We start from the raw sequence: 21,591 nt of genomic DNA on the forward strand, positions 1-21,591 counted from the left end.
ACTAGTCTCGGTCCTTGTGGACTGGGGAAATGTGCCGGCCTGGGTCGCAGCATTCATTTCAACCGCCTTCGGGCTTTTGTCATGGCGGTCGTCGAGAATGTCAAAGGCAAAGCGAAAGCAAGCCGCCGACGCAGCTGACCGGGCCGAAAGGGCAGCTAACGCGGCCAAGCAGCTAGCGGAGCAGGCTAAGCGGTCCGCCGAGGCTCATGAGACGCAGGCGCGGCTTGCAGAAGCAAAGCTCACCGCAAAAGAGCAGTCCCCTTGGGTTATCGAATCGATCCCGGGGGCACCCAACTGCCTCCTACGAAACAAGACCGACACGTCGAAGTATTGCGTCACGGCGACTGGCGAGGCTGTGCGAGGCTTCGTTGACACAGATGACGACGTGGTTCCTGTTATCGAACGCGGCGACACGGTAGAACTCGATGTCATTCGGGTTCTTCAGCCAATCGATCAGCGTGTGACCGTTGGGTGGTACCGGGATGGTGACTGTCAAGGCGAACAGATGTCTAAGGCCTATCAACTACCCCCAGGTGGCAACTAACCAATTAGCCAGTTCCACCTCGTGGTCCTCGGCCCCGCGCCCGTGCTGAACCGCTGGCGGAAAAGTGCAACGACGTGACGACAGATCGGGGTTGGGGTACGTGATCGACGCCGTTACCAAGGCCGGTTGCCGCTGTGGGGTGTGTCGGGCGGAGACGGCTGGCCACTGTACAGGCGATGGCCACGGTGTTACAAAATGGGCTACCTGACAAGTTGGGATCTAGCACGAGTGGCTAGTGTGACACGTGAGGCAGGTGGTAGTTGACACGCTGGCATCCGTAGGCATACGTTTGGCATTACCAACCCAGTCCTTTCCGTAGGGCTGGGTCTTTTCTTTCTCTTGGGCGATGTCGCGTTCTCTGGGCAATGTCGCGCTTCACGCTAACGTTACCGATGTGAAAGTTGGCGTCTATGTTGACGCGTTCAACCTCTACTACGGCATGCGGGGACACTGTGGCCGCGGGACGGCGGGCTGGCGCTGGCTAGACATACGGGCGTTAGCCGCCGATCTTTGCCGATGGCACGGCGCCGCAGTTGAACGCATCGTGTACTGCACTGCTTACGTTGACCAGACTGATAATCTCGGGGCTTTTGCAGACCAATCCGTCTACATCAAGGCGCTCCGCGAGCACGGTTCTATCGATGTCTTGGAGCTGGGCTACTACGTGGCTTGGCCGAAGAGGTTGCCACTCGCTGAGGAGCTACCCGATGGTCGCGCCAAATTGGTTGTGCCGTCAGGCGCCGAGACCTGGAAGGGCCTCCCGATCACCAGGGTCACTAACGCGAACGACGATGTGTTCATGGTGACGGTTCGAAACCGTGAGGAGAAAGGCTCCGACGTTAACGTCGCGACACATCTTCTTGCTGACATCTTTCGCGGTGATGTCGAGGCCGCAATCGTCATCTCAAATGACTCTGATCTCGCTCTGCCCCTGTCGATTGCGCGGTCGATGGTTCCGGTCGGGACGGTGAACCCGGGCGCTAAACCTCTCGCGGGTGCCCTCAAAGGCGACCGAAATGAAGGGCCTGGCCACCATTGGTGGCGAAAGCTATGCGACCAGGACTATTACAACCACCAGATGCCCAATCCTGTGGGCCCGTTCTACCGACCCATCGGCTGGTAGGTGGGCACGATCGCCTGCTCGCTAGACCGGAACGCCTGGGTCAGGTGCCCGGGCCATGCCTAGCCGACATCAGTCGGCGGAGCTGACGCTATCGATTCTGTCGTCGCCATAATACACGTCTCTGAACCGGCCACCGGACAGTTCGGAACACGCCACATGTCTGTGATCCCTCTATAGCAAGGAAGCGATCTACCATCCCGCGTATGGGTGAGCATGAGACCTGCCCCAACTGTCATGAGGGCACGTTGGAACCAGAGCAACAGGGTCGTGTCGCCGACGACAGTATCGAGATTCGGGTGATGGTGCCGACCTGCCCGAAGTGCGGGTGGAGCGTGACCAAGATGCGATGTCTGGCGTCCCGTCGTGAAACGCAACGGTGAAGGCATCGATGTCGCCGAAGTGGTCTGCGACGGTCTTGATGGGATGCCAAGCGTTGGGGTCGTCAGAGTCGCCTTCAAGGCGCAACCACATGGAGCATCCCACAAGACAGCGGTGGTGCAGATCCTTCGCAGGGCAGCGGAAGGTGTCGAGCGTCATCGGGGGCGGCAACTCCTTTCTACTTGGTCGGGGACTTCATGCCGACCACGGTAGTAAAAGAGGATCGCTCTACACGCCACAGAAACTGCGGGCGGCGATCCCCCTAAAGGCGCTTCCGTGGACACACTTTGGACACAAACTCGCCTGAATCACAGATAGCCAACGTGAATTATGGCGATGTAGTTATCCAGTTCAAGCGTGATTTCACGCCTTTTGGCCAGGGTAGCTGAATAGGGGTTCAAATCCCTCCGCCACCGCCAATTGCCAGCGAGAAATCGCCGGAGCGTTATGTGCGCGACGCCGCTAGCTCAGTTACCGCCGGGCTTGGCCATCGCGCCACTGTTGGACCGCTCGAGGAGAGTCCACAAGCACAGCGTCGAGTCCGACTTTCTTAGCAAGCTGGTAGTCGTCGGCTGTTTTCACGGCGAAACCCATGACTTTCATCCCGGGCTGCGATTTGAAGCACTCGACGGCGGCCGGGTCCCACAAATCAGCGTTCACCTGAGACACACCGGTCCCCAAGGTGAATTTTTCGGTGACGGTGACATCGCGATGCAGTTCAAATCCTGCCCACTTGCCTGCCTCGGGTGCTGGGTCGCAGCGACGGTTCAACGCCATGTTGAGCAGGCGCTGGCGGGTGGTATCGCGACTTTCGGCGACCCGCAGTCCCTGCTGCTGAGAAGCCGCGTTGGTGATGTCAGCATCGGTGGAGTAGATGGTCGACCGCGGGGCAGCGCCCGTCCTGGTCAACACCTCCGCGACCGCGGAGACCAGCGGCTGCGCCGGTGTCTGCTTGAGATCGAGAAACAGCGTCATATCCGGCGGGACCACGGCGATGGCTTGCTCTAACGTCGGTATCGGCGTGGCCCGCTGGCGGTACGGATAGCCATCGACGCCTGGCTCGGTGAAGTTCCACCCCGCGTTGAGCTGCTGCAGTTGCTGGGCCGTCTTGGCATTCACAGGTCCCGTGCCGTCGGTTAACGTCGCCAGATCAGCCGGTCGATACAACACCGGCACCCCATCGCTGCTGGCCTGCACGGTCAGCCACACACCATCCACGCCAGATGCGACCGCGTTGGTGATCGCCGCGACGGTATTTTCCGGGAAATCGCCGGTACCCCCGCGGTGCGCGATGATCAGCGGCTCGTCAACTGGGACAGGCGGCGAAGCATCCGCCACACCGCAAGTCCCTCCCAAGGCGATCACCAGCGCCGCCGCACCCAACACAGCCGTCTTCAACCCGAGATTCCCTTCCCGCGTTCCCACCCTGCTAGCGGACGACTAAGCATCCACTAGAGCCGCCGACCAAGCAACAACCAACACCGCGTGCGGCTCAACCGGCGAGGTCTAGCTGCTAGTGCTGCAGAGGCTGCGGCTGTGGGGCACCCCCATAACCCAGTTGGGCGGCGGTGTAACGAGCGGCTTCGGTGATGGGTACGGCATACACCGCGGTGCCGTAGGCGTAGATCTCGGTCCACACGTCGCCGAGCTCCGTCGTGTCGAAGCGCATCCCGACGATCGCGTTGCCGCCTTTGTTACGTGTTTCGCTCATCAGCCGTCCCATTGCCTCGTTGCGGCTCTCGGCCAGGTTTTTAGTCATGCCCTGCAGCTCGCCGCCGAACATCGATTTGAATCCAGCACCGAACTGGGAGAAAGCATTTCGCGACCGGACGGTGAGGCCAAAGACTTCGCCGCAGACGCGTTGGATCTCCCAACCGGGAATGTCATTGGTAGTGACGACGAGCACCGGACAACCTTTCTGCAGAAAAGAGATTGGGCTGGTTCCCGCTGCAGAGTACCGTCCCGTTTCGGCAATTGCTTGTTCTGCGGCGCGCTGAGAGCACCGGGTCTATCGCACCCGCACTCACCGGCGACGCGGCGGGGGCGTCGAATGCGTGGGCGTCGGCTGGATCGCGGCCCACCGGCGGATTCGTCGCGACGGTGCTGCAAACCACGATGGCCCCGCTCTTCGGTCCTGCGTCCGACGCGCAGATACCGAACTAGTGCCGGCGACGGCCCTCGCAACAGTGCTGGCTCCCGCATCCTGACGTTCGTGGGTGGTTCCCGATCACGATCCCGGCATGGATCTTCCTCGGGGGCTGGTTTCTGGCAGCGGGGTCGCGTTCTTCGCCCATATCGGTGGCTTCGTCTTTGGGCGATCGTGGCGATCGTTCGCAGCCGCAGTGGACTTCATGGTCTAGGAGCCCGCTGAGGCAGGCCGTAAAGTGTTACTACGCAACAAGTTCCGCGGCACAGTACCGGTTATCTCCGGCGCGTTCAAATGCCTAGCGACGGCGGCGGCACCCAACCATCCACCAGCAGCGGAAGGGAGATCGCTCCGCTGCCACAAGTCACCACGATCACCCAACGGCCATCGAAAGGCAGGGTTACTTCGATCGCGAAGAAAGCGAACCCCGGGAACATGCCGATGGCGACTTCTGGCACCTCGAAGCGTCGGTATTGGGGCACTTCGTCAAGCTTCGGAGGCATAATCTCGACGTCAAGCCGACGGTCCCCATCGCTGGCCTCAGCCTCAGCCTGAGTCAGCACCACAAGCACAAACCGGGCCGCCCGATCAGGCCCGACCGTATACCTGGACAGCACGCCGCCCTGCACATTGAGTTTGTTATCTACGGTCGCAGCCGCCTCGGCAAGGAAGGCCCCGGTAACGATCACATCAACGAACCTACCGCGCACCCCCGACTGACCATTCGACAAAGGTCAGCACCCGCTAAACGTGATGCCAGGTGTGTCAACCGCCACATCATTGCACTCTTCTACTTTCGTAGACGAAAATTATTACCTATTGCTAGTATTGCAGAATTGTTTGCTCCGCGATCTCACCGGTGACCAGCGGGGCGCTGTTTCACCCTGACGGCATCGGTGGCGTGGGAGCCAAGCGTGTTCACACAGCGGCCGCAGGTACGGGAGGTAGGTACGCCAATGCAGCCCATGTCGTTCGACCCGGCCGTGGCCACCGTCGGTTCGCAGGTGCTCGACACCGCGACGCAAGGCATTCAGGCTGGCCAGAACGTGTCGACCGGTTTGGCGGCGCTGGCACCCGCCGGTGCCGACGAGGTCTCGTTGTGCGCGGTGGAGTTCTTCACGGCGGAGGCTAATCAGATGCTGGCTATGAACCAGGCAGCGCACGAAGAACTTATGCGAGCGGGCGAGACGTTAACACAGATAGCCCGGATGTATTCGGAAGCCGACCTGGCTGCGAGCAACGCGATACGGGCCAATGAGCTGGCCGGCTTTTAGGGCGCATATCGGGCGTGGAGCTTTTCTGCGTGGGCAGCGGATCAGGCGTTCATTTCAAACTCACGCCGGGGAGCGCGATACTAAGCACGTGCCTGATCGCAATGTGCTGGGCGGCCCGCTGGAACCGTGCGGCACCGAACCACTCACCGGCTTCTATCGCGACGGCTGCTGCTCGACCGGGCTCGAGGATCTCGGCCGGCACACTATCTGCGCTGTAATGACCGCTGAGTTCCTAGAGCACCAACGCTCTATCGGTAACGACCTATTGACACCGGTGCCCGAGTATCGGTTTCCCGGCCTGCTACCGGGCGACCGCTGGTGCGTGACCGCGTTGAACTGGCTGCGGGCACACCACGACGGCTGCGCCGCCCCTGTGGTGTTGGCGTCCACGCATGAGCGCACCCTGGAGGTGGTCCCGCTCGAGGCGCTACAAGAACACAAAATCGACGTTCCCGACGACCTGGCTAACTTGTAACGCCGACAACCCACCGCGTGTCAGTTACGGCACTTCCGTCGAGTACAGCCATGCATCCCACAGTGGCCGCAGTGGCTTGCTGGAGTAGTTGGCGGCCAGACCGGTGAAGTCATCGGTAACGACCGTGGCATGGCGATACCGGGTCGTCCAATCCTTAAGCAGCGCAAAGAATTTCTCGTCGCCCAGCAGCCCGCGCAGCGCGTGCAGAGTCAACGCGCCGCGCTTGTACACGCGGTCGTCGAACATATCTCGTGGTCCGGGATCGGCGAGCAGCAGGTCTTGTGGCTGCTCGCGCAGTTGCTCGTGGTGGCCACGGGCGAGCTCGTCAGCGCTCGGCCCGCCGCTGTATTCGGACCACAACCACTCCGCGTAGCACGCGAATCCCTCGTGTAACCAGATGTCACACCACCGACGCGCGGTCACCGAGTTGCCGAACCACTGGTGCGCTAGTTCGTGGGCGATGAAACGCTCGTGAGCACGGGTGCCATCGCAGTGATTAGCGCCAAAGATCGAAATGCCCTGTGCTTCAAGTGGTATCTCGAGCGGATCGTCGGTAACAACGACCGTGTACCCGTTCGCCAACGGATATGGTCCGAACAACTCGACGAACAGATTCATCATCTCAGGCTGGCGGATGAAGTCGTGTTCGAAGTCGCGGCGCAGCCGCTGCGGCAACGCCGCCTGGATCAGCACCGGCGCCCCAGCCAGCCGCGTCGTCCCGTACATGCCGATCTGTAGGGTGACGAGATACGTCGATGTCGGTTCGGGTTGTTCGTAAGTCCACACGGTCTGCGAAGCTCGTACCCGTCGCGCCACCAATTTGCCGTTGGCGATCACCCGGTATCGGCTTTCGGTGCTGATCTGAATGCGGTAAGCGGCCTTGGCGCTGGGGTGGTCGTTGCACGGGAACCACGATGCGGCGCCGTTGGGTTGCCCGGCGACCAGCACACCGTTGGTCAGCTCCTCGAAACCGACATCACCCCACAGCGATTGCAGCGGTCTCGGTGAACCGCCGTAGCGCACCACGATCGACAGCGCCACCCCGGCCGCCAGCTTCGATACCAGCCGGATATGCAACTTGCCTCCGCGACAAGAGAATTGGGCGGCCGGCTTGCCGTTCACCGAAACCTTCGACACCGTCAAGGCATTCGACAGGTCGAGCGTTAGCTGCTGCAACTCCATCAGCGTCACCGCCGTGATGGTCGCCGATCCCGACAGCCGATTGATCGCGACCCGGTACTCTAGCTCCAACTCATAACGCGACACCCGGTAGCCAGCGTTGCCATTTTTCGGCAGGTACGGGTCGATGACCGCGGGCGCGACTTCCTTCGGGATCATCTTGGTCGACTTGGCGGACGCTTTCACGCGGCGGCGTCCTGCACGCCGCTGGCGGGCGCGTCCTTGTCGTTGGACTTCTTACGGTGAAGGTTCTGGGGTTTCCAAGGCCGGATCGGATTGCCCTGCCAACGTGTCGAAGCAGGCACTTCGTCGCCGCGCACCACCAATGACGCGGGACCGACGGTGGCGCCGGCACCTAGCCGGGCAGCGGGCAGCGCGACGCAATGCGGCCCCAGGGTCGCGCCGGGTTCCAGTACGACGGTGTCCATCCGCATGATCCGATCATGGAAAAGATGTGTTTGCACCACGCAGCCGCGGTTGACGGTGGCACCCTTGCCAAGCGTGACCAGGTCCGCCTCAGGCAGCCAATAGGTTTCACACCACGCGCCGCGCCCGACGTGGGCGCCCAGCGCACGTAGCCATAGGTTCATTACCGGTGTGCCGCTGGCCGCGCGCGCGAACCATGGCGCGGCGACGGTTTCGACGAACGTATCGGCGACCTCGTTGCGCCACACGAACGACGACCACAGCGGAAATTCGCTGGCTCTGATCCGGCGGACCAGAAGCCATTTCGCGGCAACCGTGACAACACCGGCGATTGTGCCCGCGGCTAGCAGCACCAGGCCGCCGCCCAGCGCCGCCCACCAGATGCCGAATGTCCTTGCCAGCGCCTGCAGTGCGCCCAGCACCGCCAGCCCGATCGCGACCGTCACGAATACCGGCAGCAACCGACACGTTTCCACGACGGCGCGCATTATCTTCAACCGCGGCGGCGGATCATAGGTAGTTTCCGCATCGGACTCGGCGGGGCGCCGCCGCAGCCGCATCGGCGGGCTGCCCAACCAGGATGAACCACGCTTGGCTTTGGGAGGCGTCGCCGATAGCACCGCGACCAGTCCGTCTTCGGGGACGCGGCGGCCCGGCTGAGTGATGCCTGAGTTGCCGAGAAACGCACGCCGGCCGACGGTGGCCTTGGCCGCGTAGATCCAGCCGCCGCCGAGCTCGTAGGACGCCACCATGGTGTCATCGGCCAGGAACGCGCCGTCCTCGATCGCGGTGAACTTGGGGGTCAGCAACACCGTGGAGATCTCGGTGCCGCGGCCGACCGTGGCGCCGAGGCACCGCAGCCACAGCGGCGTCAGCATGCTGGCATACAACGGGAACAGGTAATTGCGCGCGGCGTCCATGAGCCGCTCGGTCGCCCACAACTGCCAGCCGACGCGGCTGCGCACCGGGTGGTAGCCCTCGCGCAGCCCCATCGACAGCCCCCGCACCGCCACCACCGTCAGCAGCGCGTACACCACCAATCCGGCCAAAGTCGCGACAGGTGTCCACAGCAGTGTGGGCAGCACAGCCTGCGACAAACGGCCCGTGTGGCGGATGGCCACTGCGATGACCGCAAGGCTGGTCGCCACCGCGATCAGCGGCAGACCGGCAAGCAGCAGCGACGTCAGCCCGTACACCGGGACCCAGTGGCTTTTGCGTGCTGGCCGTTCGTCGGGCCACGGGTGGCGGGCCTTGCCAGACTTCACCGCGGGTGAACCCTGCCAGTACTGGCCGCTCTTGATCTTGTCAATCACACCCGAACCCGGCGCCACATCGGCGTTCTTGCCGACGACCGCGCCCGGCAACAATGTGGTCCGGGCGGCGATCGTTGCGTCGTTGCCGATCGTGATCGCACCGATGTGGAACGCGTCCCCGTCGATCCAGTGCCCGCACAGGTCCACCTCGGGTTCGACTGCGCTGCGGTGCCCGAGCGTCAACAGCCCCGTGACGGGCGGGACCGAATGCAGATCGACGCCCTTGCCGATATCGGCGCCCAGCGCGCGGGCGTAGTACACCAACCATGGCGCTCCGGCCAGGTTCTCGGCGCCGCTGGCCTCGGCCAGCCGCTCGACGAACCACACACGCAGGTGCACCCACCCGCCCCGGGGGTAGGTGCCGGGCTTCACCTTCCAGAGCAAGATGCGCGCGAACAGCACCGCGGTACCCATCCGCCCCACCGGCGTGACGAACAGCACGAACGCCGCCGCAACCAGCCTCCAGTTCACCGCAACGGTCCACGGCACCAGATGTAGGGCGCGCGCGACGTTGTTGCCTACCGCCAACCAGGTCACCCACTGCAACGCCGCCAGCGTCGCCAACGGCACCGACAAGGCGGTCTGCGCCAGCTGGGTCAGCCACGGGGTGGGTTGCACGACCCGCTCGGTGACCTGCGGTGGGGGTTCAAGCTCGTCGAGGAACCCGGCGAGCGAGCCCAGCCGAGGGTGGTCATACAGGTCGGCGACGGTGATCTGCGGATACTGGTGCCGCAGCGTGGCCACGAGCTGGGCGGCTGCCAGCGAGCCGCCGCCAAGCGCGAAGAAGTCAGCCTCCGGACCGTCAACGACAACCCCCAGCAGATCCCGCCACATCTCGGCCACCCGACCCGTCGTGCCGCCCAGGTCAGGTGTTTCCTCGGCGTCCGAAATATCTGAGCCGGGTAGCGGCCACGGCAGCGCATCCCGGTCGACCTTGCCCGACGTGCGGGTGGGCAGCTCCTCGACTCGAACCAGCCGTGGCACCAGCGCGGCGGGCAGCTGCGCGGCGAGCCGGCTGCGGGCCTCGTTGATATCAAACGACGGGTCCGCGCTGACGACGTAGCCGACCAGCACCGGCGTGCCGGCGGCAGTACGACGGACCGCGGCCGCACCGCCACTGACCCCCGGCAAGTGGACCAGCGCGGCGTCGACCTCGCCGAGCTCGATGCGGCGGCCGCCGACCTTGACCTGGTCATCGGCTCGGCCGCAGAAATACAACCCGTCGCGTTCCAACCGGACGAGATCACCGCTGCGGTAAGCGCGGCGCCAACCCAGCGTCGGCAGCGCGGCGTACTTCTCGGCGTCTTTGTCCTGGTCCAAGTAGCGAGCCAGCCCCACACCACCGATCATCAGCTCGCCGCTGTCTCCATAGCCGACCGGCCGGCCGTTGCTATCGACGACGGCCAGGTCCCAGCCCGGCAGCGGCAGCCCGATGCTAATGGGGCCCCCGCCGTCGAGCTTGGCGGCGCACGCGACCACCGTGGCTTCGGTCGGGCCGTAGGTATTCCACACCTCCCGACCGTCTTGGATACTTGGGCCGAGCCGCTCGGCCAGTTCCGGAGGGCAAGCCTCGCCGCCGAAAATCAACAGCCGAACCGCTTCAAGTGCCTCGGCGGGCCACAGCGACGCCAGCGCCGGCACCGTCGAGACAACGGTCACGTCGCGGGTGACCAGCCACGGGCCGAGGTCCATCCCGCTGCGGACCAGCGATCGCGGCGCAGGTACCAAGCAGGCGCCGTTGCGCCAGGCCAGCCACATCTCCTCGCACGATGCGTCGAAAGCCACTGACAACCCGGCCAGTACCCGGTCACCTGGACCAATCGGGTTGTCCTGCAAAAACGTCCGCGCCTCGGCGTCGACGAACGCGGCGGCACTGCGATGCGTGACGGCCACACCCTTCGGGGTGCCAGTCGATCCGGACGTGAAGATGATCCACGCGTCGTCGCGGACCAGCGGCGCCGCGGCCCGCCAACCGCGGGAGGAGCCGGGGCCTCGTTGCAGGCCCGTTTCGGTGATGACCGCTGCGACGTTGGCCTCGCCAAATACCAGCTCGGCGCGCTCGTCGGGGTCGTCGGCGTCGACCGGTACGTAGGCCGCACCGGTGGCCAGCACCGAAAGGATCGCCTCATACAGCGCATAGCTGCCCGACGGCATCCGGATGCCGATCCGGTCGCCACGGCCAATGCCGCGCGCGGCCAGCCAGGCCGCGCCGGCCTCGATGTCGGCGATCAGCTCGCTATAGGTGAGCTGTACGGCGCCGTCGTCGATCGCCGCGGCGTCCGGGTAACGCGCCGCGGTCTCATTGAGGATGTCGATGAGCGTGCGCGGGCTCGGTGCATCAGGCGACAACAAATACTGGGGTGGGACTAGCTCTGGGTCCGGCGGCCCAGCAGGCCCGGAGGGCTCGGAAAGTGCAGCCACCATACGAAAATACTCAAACCGCGCAATGGCCGCGGCGCTCGGTCAGGTTGCTATCGCAGCCGGCGGCGACGACACTGCGCATTCGGCTACCCGGTGCTTTCAACAGCTAGTTCAGCGGGCGCCATCGCAGTCGCCAGGACAGTCAACTGCCCGGAAAGGCCCGCGCGTCTACGGATTTCGACGAATTCTGCCGCCATAGCCGCAGTGACCTCGTGGGGGTCCTCGACAGTGGCGTCGTCTGTCAGCACCGAAATATTGAGCTGATCAACATAACTCCACACGGTGATGTTGAGCCCACAGCAAGGGACCAACGGCCCTACCGAATAGACTTCGGTAACTAGCCCGCCACCGACCCGACCGCGTCGTTCGAAGGGACCGCGAACGTTCGAGATGGTCAGGTTGGCCATCCTGCTTACCGCCTTGCGTTTGGATGCCAACCGGCCAAAAACTTCCGCAACCATCGGCGGGGTATACATCAACCAGCTGCTGACCAGCTTTGGCCCTCTGAGCCTCTGCCGCTCTTTGGCCAAGATGGCGCCCTCACGGCAGTGTCGTACCCGCTCCAGCGGGTCTTCGAGGTCAACGGGCAGCGTGACGGACAACCCGTCGGCGAAATTCCCGGAAACCCGATCCACTGAAAAGTCGATACCAATCGGGATGACCGCCACCAGGCGATCGGCCTTGCCGTCGTAGCGCAACAGCAACGTACGCAGCGCACCGGTCGACATCGCCAGCACCAGGTCGTTTATGGTGACCCCCAGATGGTTAGCGGTCTGTTTGACGTCGGCCAACGCCAGGGTGGTGGCAGCGAATCTGCGCTCCGGGCTGGTCACCAGGTGATTCATGAAGGTTGGTAGCGGGGCCAACGGCCGACTCAGCATTTCTGAAAGCTTGCGCGAGCTGCGGCGCACCCGGGTCAGACCCTGGACACTGTAGCTGATTGTTCGCGGAATCCGCCTGGCCTGGCGTAGGTGGTCCGCGCACGCCAAACGTATCAGCTCCCGCTTGGTGGGGGCGGGGTCGGGTATGTACCGGCCTTCTTCCGACCCGGGCAGCAGGTCAATGGCAACGGCCATCAGGTTAGCGGCAGCGACCCCATCAACTAGGGCGTGGTGGATTTTGCCAACCACTGCGATTCGGTTGTCGGCCAGGCCTTTAACGAAATACATCTCCCATAATGGACGCCTGCGGTCAAGCGGGGTGCTGGCGATCGCTCCGATCGCCTCGTCCAGCTCACGGCGACCACCCGGGGCGGGCAGCCGCCAAGGCCGGATGTGGTAAGTGAGGTCAACAAAGCAGCGCTCGCGCCACATCGGGTAATGAAACTTGAACGGAATGCCGACCAGCTGAAAGCAAAGGGGCTCGAGCTTATGCAACCGACCGCGGATGACCTCACGGAACCCCTCGATATCGAAATCCCGAAGGTCCTCGTCTAACTTGACGACCGCGACTTTGAGCGTATGCATGTGAAGGTTGGGCGATTCGCAGTAGAGCATGACTGCATCTCTGGCGTCCAGCCGCTTCAACTTGGAACCTCGCTTACAAAATCGAGACACGACCACATACGAAGACGACAGGAATTAGGCGTTAACTTCGTCGACGTACTTCAGCATCACGGCTCACCTCGCGGCGTAGCGCAATCCGCTTCTCAGGATTCCTCCGGCGCCTCCGGTGCGTCCGGTGCCGCGGCGGCCTCAGGCGTCGCCGCAGCCGCCGGTGTCGCAGCTTCCGGTGCCGCCGCCCCCTCCTCCTGGGCCAGCGTGTCCGCCAAGTACTGCGCCAAGGCGCGCGCAGTGTTATTGGTAGCAATGACCTTGGGGGTCAGGCGTATTCCGGTCTCGGATTCGATGTGGGTACGCATCTCGAGCATGCCCAGCGAGTCCAGGCCGTACTCGATGAAGGAGCGGTCCGCGTCGATCGTCCGACGCAGAATCACACTAGCCTGCTCGACTAGCAGACGCCGCAGCCGGCCGGACCATTCATCTTGCGGCAACGCAAGCAGCTCCATGCGGAATTTGCTTGGGCCCCTTGAACCTTGCCCAGTGGATGCGAACATTTCACCCCACGGGCTGCGTCGGACGAGGTCCGGCAACCATGGCGCCCCGAGGATCGGAATATAACCGCTGTAGGCCCGGTCATGGCGCACCAGCGTCTCGAAGGCATACGCACCTTCGTCGGGGGTGATCATGATTTCGCCCCCTTCGGCCAAGAACGTGGCGCGGCCGACCTCTCCCCACGCGCCCCACGCAATCGCGCTGACCGGCAGGCCCTGGGCGCGGCGCCAGTGGGCGAAGAGATCGACCCAACTGTTGGCTGCCGCGTAGGCACCCTGACCCGGCGAGCCCAGCAGGGCTGCTCCCGAGGAGAACAAGCAGAACCAGTCCAGCGGCTGCCCGATCGTCGCGCGGTGCAGGTTCCACGATCCGTAGACCTTCGGCGACCAGTCGCGGTCGATGAGCTCGTCGGTGATGTTGGTCAGCGTGGCGTCTTCGACCACGGCCGCCGAGTGCAGCACGCCGCGCAGCGGAAGCCCAGTGGCGGTCGCCGCACTCACCAACCGGTCCGCGGTATCGGGCTCAGCGATGTTGCCGCACTCCACCACGATGTCAGCCCCGGCCTCACAGAGACGCTCGATGGTCTGCCGGGCTTTGGGGTTGGGTTGCGAGCGCGCGGTCAGCACGATCCGACCGCAGCCTGCCTCGGCCAGCTTTGAGGCGAAGAACAGGCCGAGGCCACCCAAACCACCGGTGATGATGTAGGAGCCATCGCGGCGGTAGACCGGAGCCTGCTCCGGTGGCACCGCCACGCTTCTACTGCCACTGCGCGGTATGTCGAGCACGAGTTTGCCGGTGTGCTCGGCGTTGCTCATTGCCCGGATGGCATTGGCCGCATCGGTCAGCGGGAAGTGCGTGCACTCCGGTGCGGTCAAGACACCGTCTGCGGTGAGCTGGTACACCGTGGCGAGCAGTTCACGGACCCGGTCGGGCTGGGTGACGGACATCAGCGCCAGGTCCAAGTAGTAGAACGTCAGGCCGCGACGGAACGGGAACAACCCTAACCGGGTGTTGCCGTAAACGTCGGCCTTGCCGATTTCAACGAACCGTCCGCCGAAGGCCAACAGCTCCAGCCCGGCGCGTTGTGCGGCACCGGTCAGCGAGTTCAGCACGATATCTACGCCGTACCCGTCGGTGTCGCTGCGGATCTGCTCGGCGAATTTGACGCTGCGCGAGTCGTAGACATGCTCGATGCCCATGTCGTGCAGCATCGCCCGCTTGGTTGGGTTGCCGGCGGTCGCGAAGATTTCCGCACCCTTAGCGCGGGCGATCGAAATGGCCGCCTGCCCCACGCCGCCGGTCGCGGAATGAATCAACACCTTGTCGCCGGCCTTGATCCCGGCCAGATCGTTCAGCCCATACCAGGCGGTGGCATGCGCGGTGGCCGCCGTGATGGCCTGCTCGTCGGTCAAGCCGGACGGCAGCGTGACGGCGAGGTTGGCGTCACAGGTGAGGAACGTCCGCCAGCAACCGCCTTCGGAGAATCCGCCAACCCGGTCACCGACCTGATGACCGGTCACGCCTTCCCCGACCGCGGTGACCACACCGACATAGTCCATACCTAACTGCGGCTCGCGGTCGTCGATGATGGGAAATTTGCCGAATGCGATCAGGACGTCGGCGAAGTTAATGCTGGACATGCTGACCGCGACCTCGAGCTGCCCGGGGCCGGGCGGAACTCGGTCACTGGCAACGAGTTCCAGCGATTGCAAGTCGCCCGGCTTGCGCACGTGCGCCCGCATCCCGTCGTGCTCGGGGTTCAAGACCACAGTTCGCCGATCTTCATGGCTCAACGGACTGGGGGTCAGGCGTGCCACATACCAGTCGCCATTCCGCCAGGCGGTCTCGTCCTCCTCCGATCCGCTCAGCAGTTGCTGGGCCACCCGCTCAACGTCGGTGTGCTCGTCCACGTCGATCAGGGTGGGGTGCAGCATCGGGTGTTCGCTGCTGATCACCCGCAGCAGGCCACGCAACCCGGCCTGCTCCAGGTTGGCCTTGTCGTCCGACTGAACTATCTGGGCTTGCCTGGTCACGATGAACAGACGCGGCAACTCGCCCTCTAATTCAGCCAGCTCCCGGGTGATCCGAACCAGATGACGGACCTGTTCACGGCCGGCCAGCAGACCTTGCTCATCGGGGTCGCCGGCGCGTGGCCCGTAGAGGATCACCACACCGTCGCGGCCACGCAGTTGGCTGCCAAGCTTCTCTCGGCTCGCTGCGGGATCATCCTGGATCGACCAGGACAGGTTGGCGCATTCGGTGCCTTGGGGGCCGTGGGATTTCAGCGCGTCCGTCAACGTCGAAGCCAACATGTCGGGGGTGTCTACGGCGTTGGCGGTGTCGATCAACAGCCACGATCCAGGCTCGACGTGGGTGGCCTCGGGCAGCGTCCGCTGCTGCCACCCGAGGGTCAGCAGCCGCTCGCTGAGCTGGCGGTCGAGCTCGCCGCGTTCGGTGGTCCCAGTTCCCATGTGTAGCCCACGCACGGCCAACAAAACCGTCCCGTGCTCGTCGAGCACGTCGAGGTCGGCCTCACCGCCTCTGGCTTCGATCTTGGTCAACCGTGTGTAGCAGTAGCGGGCATTGCGGGTAGGTCCGTAGGCACGCAGGCTGCGCACACCCAATGGCAGCAGTAGGCCACCCTTGCTGCTGGCCTTGGTGGCGTCGACGCCGGCGCCGACGGATTGGAAGCAGGCGTCCAGCAACGCCGGGTGAATGTGGTAGGCGCTCTGTTGGAAGCGAATTGAAGCGGGCAGCGCGACCTCGGCCAGCACGGTGCCGGCTTCCGCCTCGCCAGTGTGCGCGGTGGCCAAGCCGGCGAACGCAGCACCCAGCTGAACACCACGCCCAGCGAACGATTCCCGCATGTCGGTCCCGTTCACGCTATTCGGATGCGCCTCCAGCAGGGCAGCGATGTCATACGCCGGTGGTGGACCATCACCCTCGGCATCGTCGGCGGCGTGCAGCGTCGCGGTGGCGTTCCGGGTCTTTTCCCCGTCCTGGTTCGCCTGCACCATGAAGTTGATGACACCAGGCGCATCCACCGACGCGATGGCGTCGATCGGGGTCTGCTCGTCGAGCAACAGCATCTGCTCAAAAGCGATGTCACGGACTTCGGCCGCTTCGCCGAAGACCTCCACGGCCGCAGCCAACGCCATTTCACAATAGGCGGCGCCGGGGAGAGCGGCGACGTTATGCACCTGATGGTCGGCGAGCCAGGCCAATGCCGCGGTACCGACGTCGCCCTGCCAAATGTGGCGCTCAGGTTCCTCAAGCAGCCGCACATGCGAGCCCAGCAGCGGATGCACGGTGACAGTGCAGGCACCTTGCGCCCGTTGTTCTTGCCCGTCGGTGTCGATGAACAAGCGGGGGTGAGTCCACACCGGCAGCGGCGCATCCAGCAACCGGCCCGCGGGATACAGCTCCGCGAAGTCCAACGCGGCGCCCGCGCGGTGCAGGTCGGTCAGCAAGCCGCGCAGTCCGTGCGGCAGCGGCTGCTCGCGCCGCATGCCGGCCAGGGTGGCAACCGACATGTCGAGGTTTCGGGCGGTCTGCTCGACCGCGTGGGTCAGCAGCGGGTGTGGTGACAGCTCGGCGAAGACCCGGTAGCCGTCCTCCATCGCGGCCTGCACCGCCGCGGCGAACTGCACGGTGTTGCGCAGGTTGTCCACCCAATAAGCGCCGTTGCACACCGGCCGCTCACGCGGGTCGAACAGGGTCGCCGAGTAGTAGGGAACCTTCGGTGTCATTGGGGCTATGTCGGCCAGTGCCGCGGCCAAATCGTCGAGTATCGGATCGACTTGAGGCGAGTGCGACGCCACGTCAACAGCCACCTCGCGCGCCATGACGTCACGCTGCTCCCACCGCGCGATCAGGTCGCGCACAGTTTCGGTGGCGCCGCCGATCACCGTGGACTGCGGCGAAGCCACCACCGAGATCACGACATCGTCGATGCCGCGGGCCATGAGCTCCGAATTCACTTGCTTGGCAGGCAATTCCACCGATCCCATGGCCCCGCCACCGGCGATGCGGGTCATCAGCTTCGAGCGGCGGCAGATGACACGCGCCGCGTCTTCGAGTGACAGCGCCCCCGCAACGACGGCCGCGGCCGACTCACCCATCGAGTGTCCGATGACCGCGCCCGGGCGCACTCCGTAGGTTTGCTCCATAGTGGCGGCCAACGCGACCTGCACGGCGAACACCGCCGGCTGCACGTGAGCGATCCCGGTCACCGTCTCCTGCGCCGTAATCGCCTCGGTCACCGAGAATCCCGACTCTGCAGCGATCACCGGCTCCAGCTTGGCGATGGTGGCCGCGAACACTGGTTCGCTCGCCAGCAATTGCGTACCCATCGCCGCCCACTGCGACCCTTGCCCGGAGAAAACCCAGACCGGTCCCCGATCACCTTGTCCCACCGCGGCGTCATATAGGGCGTCACCGTCGGCGACCTCACGCAAACCCGCGACAAGCTCAGGCAGGTCGGCGGCAATCACCGCGGTGCGCACTGGCCGGTGCGCGCGGCCCCGCGCCAACGTGTAAGCCAGATCCGACGACGTCACGGAGTCCTGGCGTTCTTCCACCCACGTGGCGAGCCGGCGTGCGGTCTCCCGCAGTGCGTCGCTGGACGTGGCCGACAGCATGAACAGCCGCGGGCCCGCCGTAGCGTCTCCGGTTGACGTCTGGGGTGCGTCAGGTGTGGCAGCTTCTGCTGGGGCCTCTTCCACGATGGCATGCACATTGGTTCCCGACATCCCGAACGAGGACACCGCGACCCGCTTCGGCGCCTGACCGTCTCCGTTGGGCCATGGCGTAACCGCCTGCGGCACAAAGAGTTCCGTCTCGACGTCGGAAAGCTCATCGGGCAGCCGATTGAAGTGCAGCAGCGGCGGCACCACCCCGTGCCGCAGTGACAGAATCGCCTTGATCAGCCCGACCGTCCCCGCCGATGCCGTGCTGTGCCCCATGTTGCTCTTGGCCGAACCGAGCGCGCAGGGAGTGCCCGCGCCATACACGCGCGCCAGGCTGCGGTACTCAATCGGGTCACCGATTGGTGTGCCGGTGCCGTGCGCCTCCACCACACTGACCGTTTCGGGCTCCACGCCCGCCGCCGCCAATGCCGCCCGGTACACAGCGACCTGGGCGTCCTCGGACGGCATCATGAGCGTCTCCGTGCCACCGTCCTGGTTGGTGGCCGTGCCGCGGATCACGGCGAAGATCCGGTTGCCGTCGCGCAGCGCATCCGGCAGTCGCTTGAGCAACACCATCGCGCAGCCTTCGGAACGCACAAACCCGTCCGCGTCGGCGTCGAATGACTTGCACTTACCGCTGGACGAAAGCATGCCCTGCGCGGACGCCGCCACACTTGCGTGCGGCTCCAGCAGCACTGCGCAGCCTCCCGCCAAAGCGAGGTCGCTTTCGCCGTCGTGCAGGCTGCGGCAGGCCAGGTGCACCGCCATCAGACCCGACGAACACGCGGTGTCAAACGTCATCGCCGGACCGTGCAGGCCCAATGTGTGCGAGATCCGCCCGGACGCCACACTGTTGTTCAAGCCGGTTACCACATACGGGCTGGCCAAACCGCCCGCAGCGGTGGTGAGTACTAGATAGTCCTCGTGGGTCAGGCCAGTAAAAACGGCTGTCGAGGACCCGGCCAATGACGCCGGATCCAGACCACCCTGCTCGATCGCCTCCCACGAGGTTTCCAGCAGCAATCGCTGCTGCGGATCGATCGAGGTGGCCTCCCGCTCGCTGATCCCAAAGAACTCAGCATCGAAACCGGCGACGTCGTCGAGGAAACCACCCCATCGCGATACCGATCGCCCGGGAACCCCCGGCTCAGGGTCGTAAAAGTCGTCAGCGATCCAACGGTCGGCTGGAACTTCGGTGACCAGGTTATCGCCGCCCAACAACGACTCCCATAGCTGGTCTGGCGAGTTGATGCCCCCGGGAAGCCGACATCCCATTCCGATGACCGCAATGGGAGTGACACGTGTTTCCATCGCTTATTAACCTCGTCTCAGCTCAACCGGCGTTTCCCGGCGACATCACCGAATTTTTCATACGGGCAACGAAATGGCCGCAGCACCGCTCGCACAGCCACTACACCGGGCTGACCCGGATCTCGCCACCGTTGGCAGGTATAGGACCGCAGCTTAGACGCCTCATAGGGAGGCTGTGGAACAATAGCACGATTTCCCCCCATCTGGCCGGGTTTGCATGCCGAGCAGGGCTAACGACGTCGGTGACCGCCACGCAGGCCAAGGCCGACGTGGCCGCCACCCAGTAATCGGTCGGTCCCACCCCACACCGGTCAAGTGTCGGGCAGGTCCCACATCTGGGGGCACTCCACAGGTTTTCCGGCTGTCGGGCGCCGTCGCAAGTTTGCTGACGGTGCAGTAATCACCGCTGAGCTGGCCAAAATGTGACTTGGCCGACGCTGTCAAGCCGGCACCGAGTTCTTCGGCAACTTGCGACAACATTTGTTCCGAGTCAGAACTAGTCCAGTAACGTTATCGCCATGAGTGTGCGTTCCATCCCCGCCGTGCTGCGCGCATGCGCGCGTCTGCAACCCAACGATCCGGTCTTCACGTTTATGGATTACGAACAGGACTGGGACGGTGTTGCGATCACCCTGACGTGGTCGCAGCTGTACCGGCGAACGCTGAACGTGGCACAAGAGCTGAGCCGTTGCGGTTCAACGGGTGATCGGGTGACGATCTCGGCTCCACAAGGACTCGACTACGTCGTCGGTTTTCTCGGCGCATTACAAGCCGGGCGCATCGCCGTTCCGCTGTCGGTTCCACAGGGCGGCGTCACCGATGAACGTTTCGAGTCGGTGCTCAGCGATTCATCGCCTGTGGCGATCCTCACAACATCATCTGTCGTGGACGACGTCGCGCAGCACGTTACGCAGCGGCCCGGTGAATCCGCGCCATCAATCATTGAAGTTGATTTGCTAGATCTGGACTCGCCGAATGGATCTGGTGCCGGTAACGACGATTACCCAACCACCGCCTATCTGCAATACACCTCCGGGTCGACCCGCACCCCCGCGGGCGTGGTGATGTCGTATCAGAACCTTCGGACCAATTTCGAACAACTGATGTCCGGCTATTTTGCGGACACCGACGGGATCGTCCCGCTGGGCGGGACGGTCGTGTCGTGGCTGCCGTTCTACCACGACATGGGTTTGGTGCTGGGAGTTTGCGCACCGATTTTAGGGGGATATCCGGCAATACTCACCGGCCCGGTGTCGTTCCTGCAACGCCCGGCCCGGTGGATGCACATGCTGGCCGCCGATTTTCCGGTCTTTTCGGCGGCACCGAACTTCGCCTACGAACTGGCGACAAAGAAGATATCGGACGACGACATGGCCGGGATTGATCTCGGCAATATACACACCCTCCTCAATGGCAGCGAGCGGGTACAGCCCGCGACGATTAAGCGCTTCGCCAACCGTTTTGCCCGGTTCAATCTGCACGAGAAGGTGCTTCGGCCTTCGTATGGGCTCGCAGAAGCAACGGTGTACGTGGCGACCAGTAGACCGGGTCAACCACCGGAACTCGTTGACTTCGATGCTGAGAGTTTGTCCGCTGGCCAGGCCAAGCCCTGCGCAAACGGCGGTGGTACATCGTTGATCAGCTACGTTTTGCCACAGTCACCGATCGTGCGGATCGTTGACTCGGACACCTGCATCGAATGTCCGGACGGAACCGTCGGTGAGATCTGGGTGCACGGAGACAACATTGCTAACGGCTATTGGCAAAAACCTGACGAGACTGAGCGCACGTTCGGCGGAAAGATTACCGACCCTTCGGAGGGCACACCCGAAGGTCCTTGGCTTAGAACGGGAGACTTGGGATTCGTCGCCGACGGCAAAATGTTCATCATTGGCCGGATCAAGGATCTGCTAATCGTGTACGGCCGCAACCATTCTCCGGACGACATCGAGGCGACGATCCAGGAAATCACCCGAGGCCGCTGCGCGGCAATATCGGTTCCTGACCGCAGCACCGAAAAGCTAGTCGCCATAATCGAACTCAAGCAGCGGGGCGACTCAGACCAGGATGCGCTTGCCCGGCTAGGCGCTATCAAACGCGAAGTCACCTCGGCCTTATCGAGTTCACATGGCCTGAGCGTCGCCGATCTGGTCCTGGTGGCGCCTGGCTCGATCCCGATTACCACCAGCGGCAAGATCAGGCGTGCGGCGTGTGTCGAGCAGTATCGACAAGATCAGTTCGCCCGATTAGACGCTTAGC

The 21,591-nt window shown here is 63.9% G+C and carries 13 protein-coding genes; 6 read left to right on the forward strand and 7 right to left on the reverse strand.

What is annotated here, in order from left to right; translation table 11 throughout:
* Positions 1-97 precede the first annotated feature (97 nt).
* Both B586_RS18840 and B586_RS18845 read left to right on the forward strand, forming a co-directional pair.
* Positions 98-544 (forward strand): hypothetical protein, encoded by a 447-nt coding sequence (locus tag B586_RS18840; RefSeq protein WP_054879135.1) that lies wholly within the window; start codon positions 98-100, stop codon positions 542-544.
* A gap of 394 nt (positions 545-938) precedes the next feature.
* Positions 939-1,667, forward strand: a complete 729-nt coding sequence (locus B586_RS18845; RefSeq protein WP_054879134.1) for an NYN domain-containing protein — start codon at positions 939-941, stop codon at positions 1,665-1,667.
* Between the two features lie 849 nt (positions 1,668-2,516).
* Here the strand turns inward: B586_RS18845 and B586_RS18850 are convergent.
* Complete coding sequence (locus tag B586_RS18850; protein WP_054880812.1) at positions 2,517-3,431, reverse strand: glycerophosphodiester phosphodiesterase family protein; 915 nt, start codon at positions 3,429-3,431, stop codon at positions 2,517-2,519.
* A gap of 127 nt (positions 3,432-3,558) precedes the next feature.
* Positions 3,559-3,951: a YbjQ family protein gene (locus B586_RS18855; protein ID WP_047314842.1), complete on the reverse strand. Its 393-nt coding sequence runs from the start codon at positions 3,949-3,951 to the stop codon at positions 3,559-3,561.
* Between the two features lie 68 nt (positions 3,952-4,019).
* Here B586_RS18855 and B586_RS18860 point away from each other — a divergent pair, with 68 nt between their 5' ends.
* The gene (locus B586_RS18860; protein ID WP_156406839.1) at positions 4,020-4,208 is read left to right on the forward strand and encodes a hypothetical protein; all 189 of its coding nucleotides are present in this window, start codon (positions 4,020-4,022) and stop codon (positions 4,206-4,208) included.
* Positions 4,209-4,481: 273 nt separating this feature from the next.
* Here the strand turns inward: B586_RS18860 and B586_RS18865 are convergent, their stop codons facing one another.
* Complete coding sequence (locus tag B586_RS18865; RefSeq protein WP_047314884.1) at positions 4,482-4,880, reverse strand: hypothetical protein; 399 nt, start codon at positions 4,878-4,880, stop codon at positions 4,482-4,484.
* Positions 4,881-5,147: 267 nt separating this feature from the next.
* Here B586_RS18865 and B586_RS18870 point away from each other — a divergent pair, with 267 nt between their 5' ends.
* Complete coding sequence (locus tag B586_RS18870) at positions 5,148-5,465, forward strand: PE family protein (RefSeq protein WP_047314840.1); 318 nt, start codon at positions 5,148-5,150, stop codon at positions 5,463-5,465.
* An 88-nt stretch (positions 5,466-5,553) separates the two neighbouring features.
* A complete protein-coding gene (locus B586_RS18875) occupies positions 5,554-5,940 on the forward strand; it encodes a DUF2237 family protein (RefSeq protein WP_047314839.1) in 387 nt (128 codons plus the stop codon).
* 24 nt (positions 5,941-5,964) lie between these two features.
* On the opposite strand, the gene B586_RS18880 is transcribed toward B586_RS18875, so the two are convergent.
* The 4 genes from B586_RS18880 to pks2 form a co-directional block, all read right to left on the reverse strand.
* Positions 5,965-7,278, reverse strand: a complete 1,314-nt coding sequence (locus B586_RS18880) for a M1 family metallopeptidase (protein ID WP_054880811.1) — start codon at positions 7,276-7,278, stop codon at positions 5,965-5,967.
* Between the two features lie 23 nt (positions 7,279-7,301).
* Positions 7,302-11,282, reverse strand: coding sequence for a Pls/PosA family non-ribosomal peptide synthetase (locus B586_RS18885; protein ID WP_054879132.1), 3,981 nt, complete (start codon positions 11,280-11,282; stop codon positions 7,302-7,304).
* Positions 11,283-11,365: 83 nt separating this feature from the next.
* Positions 11,366-12,805, reverse strand: coding sequence for a WS/DGAT/MGAT family O-acyltransferase (locus B586_RS18890; protein WP_047314882.1), 1,440 nt, complete (start codon positions 12,803-12,805; stop codon positions 11,366-11,368).
* 122 nt (positions 12,806-12,927) lie between these two features.
* Positions 12,928-19,332 (reverse strand): sulfolipid-1 biosynthesis phthioceranic/hydroxyphthioceranic acid synthase, encoded by a 6,405-nt coding sequence (pks2, locus tag B586_RS18895; RefSeq protein WP_054879131.1) that lies wholly within the window; start codon positions 19,330-19,332, stop codon positions 12,928-12,930.
* Between the two features lie 518 nt (positions 19,333-19,850).
* Between pks2 and fadD28 the strand changes: the two genes are divergently transcribed.
* Entirely contained in the window at positions 19,851-21,590 is a 1,740-nt protein-coding gene (gene fadD28, locus B586_RS18900) for a fatty-acid--AMP ligase FAAL28/FadD28 (RefSeq protein WP_054879130.1), read from the forward strand.
* Position 21,591: the final 1 nt, after the last annotated feature.

The organism is Mycobacterium haemophilum DSM 44634 (genome assembly GCF_000340435.2).
Taxonomy (GTDB): Bacteria; Actinomycetota; Actinomycetes; order Mycobacteriales; family Mycobacteriaceae; genus Mycobacterium; species Mycobacterium haemophilum.